We start from the raw sequence: 14,648 nt of genomic DNA, 5'->3' as shown, positions 1-14,648 counted from the left end.
GTATTGATAATAATGTACTTAAGATTGAATTATCATAAAAACAATAGCCAACGATATTTCGTTGGCTATTGTTTTGTTAAATGCTCTAATAGAACTTCGGCAGTTCGATTAATTACATGAGATTCGCTGCATTTATTATAATTTCTGATGGCATAAATGGTGATTCATTTATTTTAGATATTATTCGGCAGCCATTACGTTTACTGTATTTAATGCAATATCATTTAACAGACAATCAGCTTCTTTTTCTTCTGCCAATGTTTGGGTCAATAATTTTGCAGCATCATTTTCGCCTAATGTTTTTGCAAAGGCGCACAAAGTTCCATAAGTAGCAATTTCATAATGTTCGATTTTTTGTGATGCTGCAATAATTCCTGCATCTCTTACTGGGCCAGGTGTTGTTTCAACTAAAATATTATCACCTTCTTTGAGTAAACCGGCCATAGCTTCACATTTTTTTCCTTCAGCTTTTTCTTTTAAAAGATCAAATACCTGATCAAGCCTTGCTATTTGATTTTTTGTGACCAAATGATGCTCCAAAATACTTTTTGAAAGTACTGGAGATGTTGCATTTTCAGCCATTTTAGGAAGCGCATTTACAAGTGCGTTTTCAGCCCAGTAAATATCTTTCAGATTATCAATAAAGAATTCTCTTAACTCTTTGGCGGCGTCTGCGGCTGGCGAAACTACGTTATTAGTTTTGGATTTAGGAGCTTTATTTTCAGTTGGTTTTTCAAGATTTTTCATGTTCAAAATTTTTTAGATTAGTTGTATAAGTTTTCTTCTCGTTGCCAAAAACGATGCATGGTCATTGCTGTTATAAAATCCTGCGTAAATTCTGCGGTAGCAATTTCACTTGAAATTATAATACCCGGATCATAATCAGTAATTTGAGAAACGAAAGCGGCCGAGCTTACTATTTTTGAAGCATCACCATCTGCTCCAATTACTTTACAATGTTTGTAAGCATCATTTAAAAATTCGATAACATCTTTGTTTTCTGAAAGAGTCTTTACATCAAGTCCGTGGGGAATATAAACGGCATCAAATAAAACGGAGGAAACAGTAAGAAGACTGAAATCTACCGGAATTTCACTATTAGAATCGGTCGAAATCGAGCCTAAATGCGACGCAATAACGCAACCTTTGGCATCTTCTTTTTTGAGTGCATTTTTCATATTTGCAACAGCAGTTTCTGAAACTCCATCTGAACAAATAATAGCGACTTTTCGTGAAGCAATTGTGGGTGAATTAGTTGGATTATTAATCATGCTCAATGCATCAGATGTTTTTATTGTTTGGTTTCTGGTTTGTGGTTCATGTTTTCCTCCTTCATTTTCTGGTGAAACGCCATGGTTAATTGGGATTTCAAGAATAGGAGGAACTTTTGCACCAAGTCCAATCGCTACTTTTTCGGCTAATTGTTGGTCAATTTGCGATAACAAACCGAGCATTCTGTTTCGTATAGCCGTTGTCTGTACTTTTCCAAGTTCAAAACGCAAAGCTTTAACAATATGGCTTTTCTCTTCGGAGGTTTGACTATTGAAGAATAATTTGGCCTGACCAAAATGATCATTGAAACTTTCGCTTCTTTCTCGAATTTTATGCGCGTCAATACGTTCATTAAAACTTGAAAAGCCACCTTCAGCAATTTTTGCCTGATACGGACAGCCTCCGCCAAGTGAATTAGGATGATAACTTACACGTCCTTTATTAATTTCCTGACGCATATGTCCGTCACGCTGATTGTTGTGAACCGGTGCAATACTTCTGTTAATTGGAATTTCATGAAAGTTTGGACTTCCTAATCTGGAAAGTTGCGTATCGGTATAGGAGAATAATCTTCCCTGAAGCAACGGATCATTTGTAAAATCAATTCCAGGGACAACATGTCCGGGATGAAAAGCAATTTGTTCGGTTTCTGCAAAGAAATTATCAGGGTTTTTGTTGAGAACCATTCGACCGACGATAGTAACTGGAACAAGTTCTTCTGGAACAAGTTTTGTTGGATCGAGCAAATCAAACTCGTAATTATTTTCATCTGCTGATGGAATAATTTGAACACCTAATTCCCATTCAGGAAAATTTCCCATTTCTATGGCTTCCCATAAATCTTCTCTGTGAAAGTCAGCATTTTTTCCTGATATTTTTTGCGCTTCATCCCAAGCAACGGCATGCGTTCCTAGTTTAGGTTTCCAATGAAATTTTACAAAAACTGATTCTTCTTCAGCATTAACTAATCGGAAAGTATGAACTCCAAATCCTTCCATCATTCTATAGCTTCTCGGAATAGCACGATCTGACATTACCCACATAATCATGTGCATAGACTCGGGCATTAGCGAAATGAAATCCCAAAAAGTATCGTGTGCCGACGCAGCTTGAGGCATTTCGTTGTGCGGTTCCGGTTTAACGGCGTGAACAAGATCTGGAAATTTTGATGCGTCCTGAATAAAAAATACGGGAATATTATTGGCAACTAAATCATAATTTCCTTCCTGAGTGTAGAATTTAACGGCAAATCCTCTTGCATCTCTAGCCAAATCTGTTGATCCTCTTGATCCTGCAACGGTTGAAAATCGGACAAAAACGGGAGTTTTTAAACCTTTTTCCTGTAAAAAGCCCGCTTTTGTAAGTTCTGGAATTGGATTGGTTACTTCAAAAAAACCATGTGCTCCAGATCCACGCGCATGAACAATTCTTTCTGGAATTCTTTCATGATCAAAATGCGTTATTTTTTCTCTTAAAATAAAGTCTTCCAGTAATGAAGGCCCTCTTTCGCCACTTTTGAGCGAATTGTTATCATCATTGATTTTAACGCCCTGATCAGTGGTTAAAAATTTATTTGTTCCGTCTGATTTGTTTGTGGATAAATCACGTTGTTTATCGTCTTGAAAATTTTTCATAAATATATTTTTTAGGTTAATTCCTGAATGCAGCAACTTGAAGAAACTGACTTTTTTGATAAGCTGTAAATTGTGGTTACCTTATTATGAAGTCATTTCAAAGCTAGTAAGAGAATATTTAAAATATTTATAGGTTTAATAGTGTTGTTTTATAGGATTACCATTTAATTGTTTTGTAAATCAGGTAGTTATTTTTGGAAGAATGATTTTGAAGATCAGTTAAATAATGAAAAAGAAATAAAAATTAAAAGCGAATAGATTTTGTTCGAGGCGCTTTTTTGATTTTCTGCTAGGGTTTTGTGAAATCAGTTGGAGAAATATGAAAAGTATCCCTCAAGTTAAAAATCTGATTTTATAATTTATATAGAATTGTTTTTATATTAATGCTAAGAAATTTTTTCAATCAAAAGACAAGGAAGTTAAGCACTTTCTATACATGGATTTTAGATTCCTTCAATAATGATGCTTATATTTGGGAGTATAATATTAATACTGCTATCAATGAAGAAAATTGGATTTTTATCTTTTGGGCATTGGGCAAATCATCCTTCATATAAAGCTCGTACAGCAAGCGACACATTGCTTCAATCCATTGATTTAGCCGTTGCGGCGGAAGAAATTGGTTTGGATGGCGCTTATTTCCGTGTGCATCATTTTGCACGACAGTTGGCATCGCCATTTCCTTTACTTTCTGCCATCGGTGCTAAAACAAGCAAAATTGAAATTGGGACAGGAGTTATCGATATGCGATATGAGAACCCATTGTATATGGTTGAAGATGCCAGTGCTGCTGATTTAATTTCAGAAGGACGTTTACAATTAGGAATAAGCAGAGGATCACCGGAACAAGTTATTGACGGTTGGCGCTCGTTCGGATATGAACCCGAACAAGGAGAAACAGATGCCGATATGGGACGAAAAAAAGCTTTAGAATTCCTAGATAAACTTAGTGGTGAGGGATTTGCAGAGCCAAATCCGTATCCTATGTTTCCAAATCCGCCTGGCTTGTTGCGTTTGGAACCCTATTCTGAAGGATTACGAGAAAGAATTTGGTGGGGAGCAGCATCTAATGCTACTGCTGTCTGGGCTGCTGAAAACGGAATGCATCTGCAAAGTTCTACTCTGAAATATGATGAAAACGGGAAACCTTTTCATATTCAGCAGGCAGAACAAATCAGACTGTATAAAGAAGCCTGGAAAAAAGCTGGACATGATCGTGAACCAAGAGTTTCTGTCAGCCGTTCCATTTTTGCGCTAGTCACAGATCAGGACAAATATTACTTTGGCGATCAAGGAAAAGGCTCAGATAGTTTTGGAAATATTGAAAGCGACAAACGAGCCATTTTCGGAAAGAGTTATGCAGCTGAACCGGATAAACTTATTGAAGAGTTAAAACAAGATGAGGCCATTCAGGAAGCTGATACACTGCTTTTAACAATCCCAAATACATTAGGCGTTGACTATAATGTACATATACTTTCTTCGATATTAAAATATATTGCTCCAGAGATGGGTTGGCGATAGTTTTTAAAATTCATGATTATTAAAATGCCCCAAAAAGTTAAATACTATTTTGGGGCATTTTAAAATCGCTATAAAATCTTATGATGACTTTGATTGCGGGGAAAAACGATATTGCAATGGAGACATTTTCATGTGTTTTTTAAATAGACGCGAAAAATAATAAGGATCATCATATCCCAAATCAGCGGCAATAATTTTTACTTTAACCTCAGAGGTTATTAATAATAAACAGGCCTGTTGTAATTTTAAGTGAATAAAATAATCCAACGGAGCCATTCCGGTGCTTTTTTTGAAAAGCAGTGAGAAATGTGAAGGCGATAAATTGTTTATTAGAGCCAAATCTTCTAAAGTGATTTTTCCGCCCAGATTGTTTCTCATGTAAGCAATAGTGTTGCTTATCGAGTCTTTTTCGTCCTGTTTTTTTTCATTGACATTGACATCAGGATATAAAAAAGAGGAAAGAAAATGATATAAGCATAAATTTGCCTTGGTAATATTTTCTTTTCCATAACCCATTTCAAGACTATGATACATGGTATTCCATAGTTCTATTCCTTTTTCGTTATAGGCGATTTGTCGCGGGCCGTCGAATAAACCAATATTGAAGCTTTTATTAAAAACGTCTATTTTCCGACTGCTAAAATGCACCCAATATATTGTCCAGGGATCGTCTTCATCGGCTCCATAAATTATATGTTGATTTGTTGCAGGAATTATAAAAAATTGATTTGGCCGAATTTCAAAACGAATGCCATTTACAATATGCCAGCCTTTTCCACGTACACAGTAAATTAGAATATTATCTGTGCATCCTTTTTTTCGTTCCCTGTAATAATAAGTGGCGTTAGGGAAATATCCAATATGAGTAATATACAAATTACCTAAGACAGGATTTTCTTCAATTGCTTTTTGCCAAATATTATTAGGCAAGGATATTAATTTTTCCGTCCGAAATTCATCGTGTTGTTTAAAACTTTCCATGATAATTTAATATGAACAAAAAAGCATTTACTGCTAAAATACGATTTTATTTTTTTCTGTTTTAATTTTAAAATGATTTTTGAATGAGCTGTAAATTATAATTTTAATCGTCTTAGTTATTTCTTCGGGCGTAAATGTTTTTAATCTAGTTTAGGTTTTATGGTATTGTAAATTAAGTTGTTACGCTGTATTTTTGGTAATTTATTTAAAAATTAAAAAGACTTTTTTATTTTCAGATTTTAAGAAATAATTTTTTGTATGAAAAATATTAGGTTATTTTTTTCTTTAATAACCTAATAATAAGATAATCCATTACGGTAATTTCTTGAACTCATCCTAGTAATTTTATAGACATATAAAAGTATTTTCTTAAAATAAGCAAATGAGATAATAATAAGATTGTCCATCATAATAATAAAATAGTCCATTTATTTTAACATGCGAATAAAATAGATTTGTTTATATTTAACAAGTGTTTAAGTGTAAGAAAAATGCTGAATTTTACACGTTTGCTTGAAAACTATTACTTTTTGAAAAATAACTTTATGTTAAATTATTGATATTTAGTTTTTTATAAAATTACAAAAATATATTGTCAAATATTTAAAAAGAACCCTGAATGAAAAAATAATACCTAAAAGTTAATCAAAAAAAAGCTCGACATTTTACTATGAATTTTTAAAGTTAAATTAAAGAATGTAAAGAAGATAATGCTGCCAAATCTATAATAAAACTAATCAACCAACTACTTAACCTATGGCAAAAAGACTACCCAAACTACCTCCTTTACTGCAAAGTAAAATTTACAAAACCGGACAAACAAGAAGCGCGAATGATGATGTGATTTTTCAAAATAGAGCCAATAGAAATGGCACCGTTTTGATTCCTTTTGAATCCATTGATTTATTCGATATTTCCGTTCTAACTTCTCAAAAATTTGAAAGCGGATTTATTGTAATTATGAGTCCTGAAGATTACTACTCAAATCCGGATGCATTAATTACAATGAAAGCCAAGAAACTAAAACTTGGTGTGAATACTATTTTATTTTATGAGACAAGATCTCAATGGAATAATTTTAATCCTTATAAAAATAAGCTCTCTGTAGCTGAGAAAAGGGCAGTTCCTATTGATGGTCATTTTGTTGCAAGAATAGTATCATCAGGAATAAAAGGCGAGGAGAAAATTATTCTCGGTTTTAATACCAGTAACTGCAAAGGTGCCGGAATTAGAGTTGCAGAATATGCTCCACTTTCAACAATCAAATCCTGTCATTTGCAATTAGAATATTTATTCTGGCTTTGCTACGATTCTGATGAAGTAGCGCTCAACGCTGGCATGACGGAAAGTGATATTGAAAATCGAAAGGCCGCTATTATTACAGCCTGTAATAATCAAAAACTATCCAATACCGACCGACTTTACAAGACGCGAATTATTGACAATGTAAAAAACACGATTTGCCCTCTTTGTTTAAAAAAATTAAGCGCAGGGGCTTTTATGATCAATTTTTTTGAATCATCTGAGAAATCATCAGATATTGACAAAGAAATTAGTCAGATCAACCTTTTTTACATTAATCAGTTGAAAATCGGAGAATTTAACCATTCGCCATATAATTTGGCTTGGGGACACCAAAGCTGCAACATGATTTGTAAAGAAACCGGGGTAATTGAAACTATTAAATGGATGAAAGAAGTGGTAGTAAATACCATTATTTTCAATAAAGATTCATCCAATTAAAAGTATAGAATATGCTGAGATATATTTTATTGAAAATATATACTCTAAAAACAGCATAATTCTATAAAATCATAAATCCACTATTTAATAAAAAGAAAGGCCATTTGTCAAAATGCTAGCCATGCTCATTTGCAGTAATTGCGGTTTATATTTTTGTGTCTAAAGTCAAAAAAATATAAACCTTGATTAGTGATTTGCAAAGCTTCCCTTTGAATTTATTTAAAAAGTGGTATCAAAAAAAATTAAAAATCATCAAAAAAGTAAAGAAATGATCAGCGACTTAAGAAAAAAATACATGGAAAATTATAGTGGTTTTCCAAAAGAAATTTGGATTTTGACATTAATAACCTTTATAAACAGAACAGGAACAATGGTAATTCCGTTCCTCTCAAAATATATGCGAGAGAATCTGCATTTTGAATATAATCAGATTGGATGGGTTATGGTTTGTTTTGGTGTGGGTTCTTTTATTGGAACTTGGCTAAGCGGTATTTTGTCTGATAAAATAGGATTTTATAAAGTAATGATAGGCAGCCTTTTTGGAAGCGGTATCATCTTTTTTATGTTGCAGTATATAACATCATTCGAAGGATTTTGTTTTTCAATTTTGCTTTTAACAACTATAGCAGATATGTTCAGGCCTGCAATGTTGGTATCCTTAAATACCTATACTCGTAAAGAAAATAAAACAAGGGCACTGGCTTTGGTAAGATCAGCAACAAGTCTGGGCTTTTTATTTGGTCCTCCTTTAGGCGGTGTTATAATTATGCTTATTGGATATAAATATCTGTTTTATGTAGATTCAGCTACTTGTATACTTGCGGTTTTAGTTTTTGTTCTTTTAGTGAAAGAAAGAAAACTGCCTTTTAAACTCAAAAAAAACAATATTGGAGTAGACAAATATGCGATATTAAAAGATAGAGCTTTTTTAACACATATGTTCATTTCGCTGATTACTGGAATTATGTATTTTCAAGTATTTACGACATTGACTCTGTATCACAGAGAACAATTTAATTTATCAGAAGTAAACAGTGGTTTAATTTTAAGTTTTAGCGGAATATTGACATTGCTGTTTGAATTGCCGATTGTTAATTATGTAGAAAGAAACAGAATTAATAAGCTGAATGTCATTATGGTAGGTTTGGGCTTTATGGTGCTTAGCTATATCCTTTTATTGATGAATGACAAATGGTACGGAATATTGTATGTAATGATGTTTTTTATGACGCTTGGGGTAATGTTGACTTTTCCTTTTGCAAATTCGTTTGCAATGACGAGATCACATAATAATCAAGAGGGGAGATATATGTCTGTTTTTACAATGAGTTTCAGTCTTGCACATATTTTAAGTGCTAAGACAGGTATGGAAATTGTCGCCTATGCGAGTTATAGAGCAGATTTCATATTTATGAGTTTAATCGGCTTATTTGCTATTTCGCTTTGTTATTGGCTGGTAAAAACGGTTGAAAAAGAAACAATAGAAACTAAAATAAAAATAGTGCAATCCATTTTTGTTGATAAAAACAAGAAGCTATAACCGGCTTTGATTTGAAAATGAACCTATAATTCCTTTTCAATGTTTGAATAAAAATGAGCTTTTCATATTATTAAAAAACACTCAATTAAGATGAAAAAAAATATTGCATTCATAGCCATAATTATTTTTATTTTTTTGATTCCTTCGAACTTGATTTCTCAAGAACTTTATGCAGGAATTGAAATAGGAAGCAAGGGAATAAAAATGTCGGTAATAAATGTCCAAAACATTAAAAAAGGAAAATACGAAGTAGTTGATTTTTGGACAGAAAATATTGCTATCGCGAAAGGAATTTCGATAGACGGAAAATTAGCCGAAAATGATATTGAAACGGCCTTTAATGTGACAGTGAAAAATTACACCAAACTACTAAAGGAATTCAAAATTGAAGAAAAAAACATATTTATAGTTGTATCTTCAGGTGTAGGAATGGCCAAAAATGTAGACGTATTGCTTCAAAAACTATATGTTTTTACAAATATTAATGTAGCCATAATTACTTCCGATACGGAAGCAAAATTATTGCTAAAAGGATGCATTCCACCAAAAGAATATTCTGATTCTTTAATTCTTGATATTGGAGGAGGCAACACTAAGGGCGGATATGTAGAAGAATTTAATGAGGATGATATTTTGGTGTTTTATCCTGTGACTTTAGATTTAGGCACAGTAACTTTTACGGAGAAAATAAATAAAAATGCAAAAACCAATTCAGTTGATGAGTTTAATGAATTGCTCGTTAATGCATTACCTGAATTAAAAGAACAGACCGATCATTTATATCAACAAAGTCCTAAAATCAATAACAAAAAAAATGTATACATGTCTGGAGGCGCAGTTTGGGCATTCTACACATTGTATAAGGGGAAAAGTGCAACAGAAAATTTTAGTCCGTTTGAAATTAAGGAAGTTGCAGATTACAACAATATGATAAAAACAGATTATGCAAAATTTGAAGCATTAGCATCGCAAAATAAGGATGTTGAGAAGGTATTAAAAACGTATTCTCAAAAATACTTAATTGCAGCAAATTCAATATTGCTGACTGTATTAGAGAAAATTCCTGATGTCAAATCTAAAAAAATCTATTTTACGAAACAGGGACAAATGGCATGGTTGCTTTCTTATATCGCTGATTCTGCAAAAAGAGCAAAAAATATTCGCTAAAGATAACTTTTAAACTATAATTCTTTATATAGGTTGAAAACGAGGGATTTTGAAGCTTAGTTTTTAATATTGTGATTTATAAATCAAGCTCCAAATAAGTAGTTTTATAAATATGTGAAGAGAAAGTGAAATGATATAAAAAAGCCAGTAATCTAAAAGATTACTGGCTTTTTTATTGATATTTTTTAATTAGTTAAGTTTTGGCTTTTAATTCTAAAATCAGGCTTTTTTCTCATGGATGAACTGGCAAATAATTCATCGTTTTTGAGTTTTATAAAATCGATTCCGAATTCTTTTCCTTGATACCAATTACTAATGAAGGCATTGGTAGCAGTATTTTGCGTTGTTCCAATAATCTTGGTATCATTAATAAGCAGATCTTTTAAAATTATTTTCCCTAAAAATTCATCAGAAATTGTAACGGTATCTGAAAATATAATGAGGTGGCTAAATCCTGATATTACAGAATTGGTCAATGTTAAAAAAGTATTTTCTCTAATTAATATCGCTTCGTGTTTTAGTCCTTGAATTTCAGTTCCAATATCCTCTGTATGCATCATCGTGATATTGGTAGCATTTACTCGGGTCATTTCTTTTTTGCTGTCTAAAACTTCTCCTTTTCGGGTATCAACCGTTTCCATTTCAAAACAACGAGATCCGTAGCTATCAGATAGAAACGGACTTCGAATGGCAATACTGTTAGAGAGATTGCATTGGACACCTTGTGTAAAATCAAAATCATCATCTGCGGAGCGCAGAGATACTAAATTGTTGGCATTTACATATCCGCCATAGAATTGAAAAGAATCCTCATCGGATGAAGTAACCTGGATATATTCTAATTTTGTTTTACTTCCAACCCCAGCTAGCGATAGGCCATTTATTGGTCTATTACCAGATGTTTTTTTCCCTGAAAACTCAATCCGGACATATTTTAAAATTCCAGAATCAGATTCTTTGTTATCACCACCATATTGTGCTTTTTGTGGATCAAGATCGAAATCCAAAATACCAACTCCTCCAGTTTTGTTTATTGGCGCATCTCCAAAAACAATAATGCCTCCCCAATCACCCGGATTTCGATCTCCTGAGTTCTTGTTAGAGGTAAAAACGATTGGGTCAGTTTCGGTACCTTCAGCGATAATTTTGGCGCCTTTTGTAATTACTAATGTAGTTAAAGTATCAGTATCACACCTTATAAGCGTACCAGGCTGAATGGTCAAAGTTACATTTGGAGCAACATAAACAGTGCCGACTAATACATAAACATTTTCTTTTTTTAATGTCATGTCTGCACTAATAGTACCATTTAGTATTATAGAGGCTTCATTATAATTGGTTGTTTTGGGATTAAAATTTGTCCACATGTTCAGCCAATTGGTATCGCCGTTAATACCTTTGATGTTTTGTGCATTAATTAGGATTGTGAAAGCAAAAAATACAAGCAATATTAATTTATTCTTCATAACGTCTCACTTTTTTAAATTAATTAATATTTTAAAAAAGGCCGACTTTAAAAAAAGTCAGCCATTTCACAATTTCAAATCATTATAATTTAGAAGCAATCTCTTTTTTGTATTTGTTCAGAATTGCTTTTGTCATTCCTAAGTTTGCTTTAGTGGAATCAACTGCAAGATAGATCATATATAAGTTGTTCTCAGAAACATCAATAATATGAATTTGGGAGGTTAACGTAATCATGATATCTGAAACAACCTGATTTTTAAGCCCTAAAGCACTAACAGCGTTCATTTTTGCTTTTACAACTTCAAGGTTAAAAGCAGATGCTAATTCTGGATCAAATTCTGGAACTACTGAAAGTGAAAAGTAGGACATTCCTGTTTGAATTTCTGCAATTGAAACTGCGATAAATCCTGGTACATTTTTTTCTAGATCGTCTCCGAATTGTTTTAAAAAGTCTGACATAATTGGGTGTATTTAATTGGTTAATATTTGTTTTTTTCTTTAGCTGTTGTCGACTTTACAAATATATTTTTAAAAATATCCAGCTATCAATTTTCGATAAATTGATTTCTTCTTTTTTCCTACTTTTTTTTGGAGTTCTAACTTTTTCTTGGAATGTTTTCTAAAAAAATACTGACAATGAGGCGTTTATATTTTATTTTTTTATCACCATTTAGTGGTTGTTTTTTAGAATATTGTAATTTTCATTATTTTAGGCTTAAGTGTCTGATAATTAGCTATTTGTGCTTTTTATTTTTTACCATATGATGGTGGAAGAATTTTAATTTTGTTTTTCTTGTTTTTTGTAAGGTTTTGTTTTTGTGGTAATTATAGTTTTAAGCTTATAATTTTAGCCTTTACATGGTATTGGAATTATAAAAAAACTTTTTTGAGAATTAAAATTGTAGGAAAAATTAAAAATAAGCTTAACAAACCAAGTATATTTACGTAAGGTAAAATAGTGGCTTATTCTTGGTTTTATCTATTTTTTGAAATCAGAAGGAAAAAAACTAAAATTTAGGTATCAAAATCTTATCGGTAAATCATTAATTTGATGGATATATTTATTCTTTTGAATTCTCAAGTTGTACTTTAAATTTACCCCAATACGGATTATCTGCCATTTGTGAATGTCCAACTATAATAATATGATTTCCTTTTTGAGTGAGTTGTATTTGCAAGTCTTTTCCAAAAGGGCCGTCTGAAGAGTTATCTGGAAAAATAATTTGGTTAAAACGTATGTTTCCATTGTCTGTTGCCAAAATAATCTTTCCGTTCAATTCACCCAGAATTTCATTTTTGAATTTTATAAATACGCGAGGGTGAATTGAATCTAATTGACCTTCGGCTGTGTATAAACCTTTGGCATTTTTAAAATTCATGAAAATAGTGTCATCAATTTGTTTGTTTTCCTTTCTGTTTTTTTGGATTGTGATTGTATCTTGAACCTTTGCAGAATTGTTTTTGATTTCTTTTTGTTGACATGAATAAAAGAAAACTGAGATCATAATAAATATAACATTTTTCATAATCTATTTTTTAAGTTAAGTATCTCAAATTTAAATTTCTTTGGAAAATTTTGGTTATAAAATAATGTATTAGATTTTATAGGATTTAGATCTAAATCTAATACTGAAATAAATACCTTATTTATAGTATTGTTAAATGCGGAAACCCGTAACAAATATTCTAATTCCTTTTGTTTATTTGAGTGTCATTAATTTAGCAAGATTTTTAAATGAAAATAGTACAAAGTTTTTGGTCAGGAAATTTGACAGATTTTAGAAACAGTTATGGATGGCTTTCATATAAATATAATTGGATGAGCTGGCTATTAAGCTGCCATCAATTAGTTAAATATCATAAAGAGGTTGAACTTTATACAGATCGTTTTGGATATGAAATATTAATTACAAAATTACAATTGCCATATACTAAAGTTCATGTGATTTTAGATGATTTAAATGATTACCATAAAGATCTTTGGGCAATTTCAAAGATTAAGGTTTATGAAATGCAAAATGAACCGTTTTTGCATATCGACGGCGATGTTTTTGTATGGGAATCTTTAGAAAACAAATTTAAAGATGCTGCTTTAATCACTCAAAATTTAGAAATTACAGCAGATTGTTATATTAAAATGTGGAATGAAATTTCGCCGAATCTTTCATACATGCCAATTGAAATTGAAAACTATCATAAGCACACAAAAAATTTTGCTTGTAATATGGGAGTTGTTGGCGGAAATGATATTGACTTTTTTAAAGAATACACAAAAAGAAGCATTGACTTTGTAGATAAAAATAGAAGCTCTTTACCTGAAAATAATTTCCATAATTTTAATCTTTTCTTTGAACAGGTATTGTTTTATCAATTTGCTAAAATTCAGAATAAGGAGATAAATTTTTTGTTTGATGAAGTATTCGACGATGGTGAATATATAGGTTTTGCTGAATTTCAGGAAGTACCCGATAAAACGTATTTACATTTATTAGGAGTTTATAAAAGAAATCCTCATGTATGTAAAGCCATGGAAGTATATATAATGAAGAATTATCCGGAAAGTTATTCAAAAATCACCCGATTAATTAATGAAGCTGAAGGCAATCAAAATGAAATTGAGTTTCTAACAAAAAAGAAGGTTGATGAATTGATTTCAGATTTTGATTTAGAGTTGAGAAATAATGTGTCTACATCTGACAATTATTTATTGAAAAGAGACTTATATACAGAAGGCTTGCCACGTTATCTACAGAGACTGCTGCTTAATAAAGAAGATTTTAATATAGTATTGCTCGATGGTTTTGAGCAAGTATTTACTACTCTCGATGATCAGGAACTTTCCTTTTTAGAAATTAAAGAACTCAATTCTGTATCCAGAAAATACGATTTAGATGATTTAGATGAAGTCATTTTATCTGAAATATCAGAGGGAATTGGATATTTTGATCTTATAGCTAAAATGTACACTCATTTTGACGATGATTCTCAAGAGGCAAAAAATGACTTTTTAATGCTAATCAATAGAATGTTAACAAATTATATCGTTTTTAAAATAATTGCCATCTATAAATAATTTTGAAAATTCTAAAACCTACATTGACTAAAAACGCCTAATCATAAATTAAAATTAGCAGTTAATATCAGAGGTTGCTGTATTTAGTATAGATTAAGATTTGTGTTTTTCTTGAGTTAAATTTTCATCAATTAATAGTGTTGTTTAACATATTTGTTCGCATTTGTTTTAAATGAATTATGTTAAAGTTTTAAAATATGCGGTTTCCCGTAATAAAATGTTGGTATAAAAAATCATATTTGTAAGT

11 protein-coding genes are annotated in these 14,648 nt (G+C 31.5%); 5 read left to right on the top strand and 6 right to left on the bottom strand.

The genetic code is table 11. The features are described from left to right. Positions 1-180: 180 nt before the first annotated feature. Together GQ47_RS20040 and GQ47_RS20035 are read right to left on the bottom strand one after the other, a co-directional pair. Entirely contained in the window at positions 181-747 is a 567-nt protein-coding gene (locus GQ47_RS20040; protein ID WP_035652253.1) for a YciE/YciF ferroxidase family protein, read from the bottom strand. Positions 748-764: 17 nt separating this feature from the next. Next, positions 765-2,906: a catalase gene (locus tag GQ47_RS20035; protein WP_035652251.1), complete on the bottom strand. Its 2,142-nt coding sequence runs from the start codon at positions 2,904-2,906 to the stop codon at positions 765-767. A 501-nt stretch (positions 2,907-3,407) separates the two neighbouring features. Between GQ47_RS20035 and GQ47_RS20030 the strand changes: the two genes are divergently transcribed. Continuing rightward, entirely contained in the window at positions 3,408-4,430 is a 1,023-nt protein-coding gene (locus GQ47_RS20030) for an LLM class flavin-dependent oxidoreductase (RefSeq protein ID WP_035652249.1), read from the top strand. Between the two features lie 78 nt (positions 4,431-4,508). Here GQ47_RS20030 and GQ47_RS20025 read toward each other — a convergent pair whose 3' ends face one another. Beyond that, complete coding sequence (locus GQ47_RS20025; RefSeq protein WP_035652246.1) at positions 4,509-5,411, bottom strand: AraC family transcriptional regulator; 903 nt, start codon at positions 5,409-5,411, stop codon at positions 4,509-4,511. A gap of 756 nt (positions 5,412-6,167) precedes the next feature. On the opposite strand from GQ47_RS20025, the gene GQ47_RS20020 reads away from it, so the two are divergent. The 3 genes from GQ47_RS20020 to GQ47_RS20010 all read left to right on the top strand — a co-directional run bounded on the left by GQ47_RS20020 (position 6,168) and on the right by GQ47_RS20010 (position 9,861). Continuing rightward, entirely contained in the window at positions 6,168-7,154 is a 987-nt protein-coding gene (locus GQ47_RS20020; protein ID WP_035652245.1) for a BstXI family restriction endonuclease, read from the top strand. 268 nt (positions 7,155-7,422) lie between these two features. Continuing rightward, positions 7,423-8,694: an MFS transporter gene (locus GQ47_RS20015; protein WP_035652363.1), complete on the top strand. Its 1,272-nt coding sequence runs from the start codon at positions 7,423-7,425 to the stop codon at positions 8,692-8,694. Between the two features lie 90 nt (positions 8,695-8,784). Beyond that, complete coding sequence (locus GQ47_RS20010) at positions 8,785-9,861, top strand: Ppx/GppA phosphatase family protein (RefSeq protein WP_035652243.1); 1,077 nt, start codon at positions 8,785-8,787, stop codon at positions 9,859-9,861. A gap of 185 nt (positions 9,862-10,046) precedes the next feature. Here the strand turns inward: GQ47_RS20010 and GQ47_RS20005 are convergent, their stop codons facing one another. The 3 genes from GQ47_RS20005 to GQ47_RS19995 form a co-directional block, all read right to left on the bottom strand. Beyond that, positions 10,047-11,327, bottom strand: a complete 1,281-nt coding sequence (locus GQ47_RS20005) for a hypothetical protein (protein ID WP_035652240.1) — start codon at positions 11,325-11,327, stop codon at positions 10,047-10,049. An 82-nt stretch (positions 11,328-11,409) separates the two neighbouring features. Beyond that, entirely contained in the window at positions 11,410-11,787 is a 378-nt protein-coding gene (locus tag GQ47_RS20000; RefSeq protein WP_035652237.1) for a hypothetical protein, read from the bottom strand. 602 nt (positions 11,788-12,389) lie between these two features. Next, positions 12,390-12,854, bottom strand: a complete 465-nt coding sequence (locus tag GQ47_RS19995) for a hypothetical protein (protein WP_035652235.1) — start codon at positions 12,852-12,854, stop codon at positions 12,390-12,392. Positions 12,855-13,063: 209 nt separating this feature from the next. Between GQ47_RS19995 and GQ47_RS19990 the strand changes: the two genes are divergently transcribed. Further along, positions 13,064-14,401: a DUF6734 family protein gene (locus GQ47_RS19990; protein WP_035652233.1), complete on the top strand. Its 1,338-nt coding sequence runs from the start codon at positions 13,064-13,066 to the stop codon at positions 14,399-14,401. Positions 14,402-14,648: the final 247 nt, after the last annotated feature.

The sequence above is a fragment of the Flavobacterium sp. ASV13 genome (assembly GCF_000745775.1).
Taxonomy (GTDB): Bacteria; Bacteroidota; Bacteroidia; order Flavobacteriales; family Flavobacteriaceae; genus Flavobacterium.
Note: the sequence above shows the minus strand (reverse complement) of the source record. Positions and strands in the feature narration are given on the sequence as shown.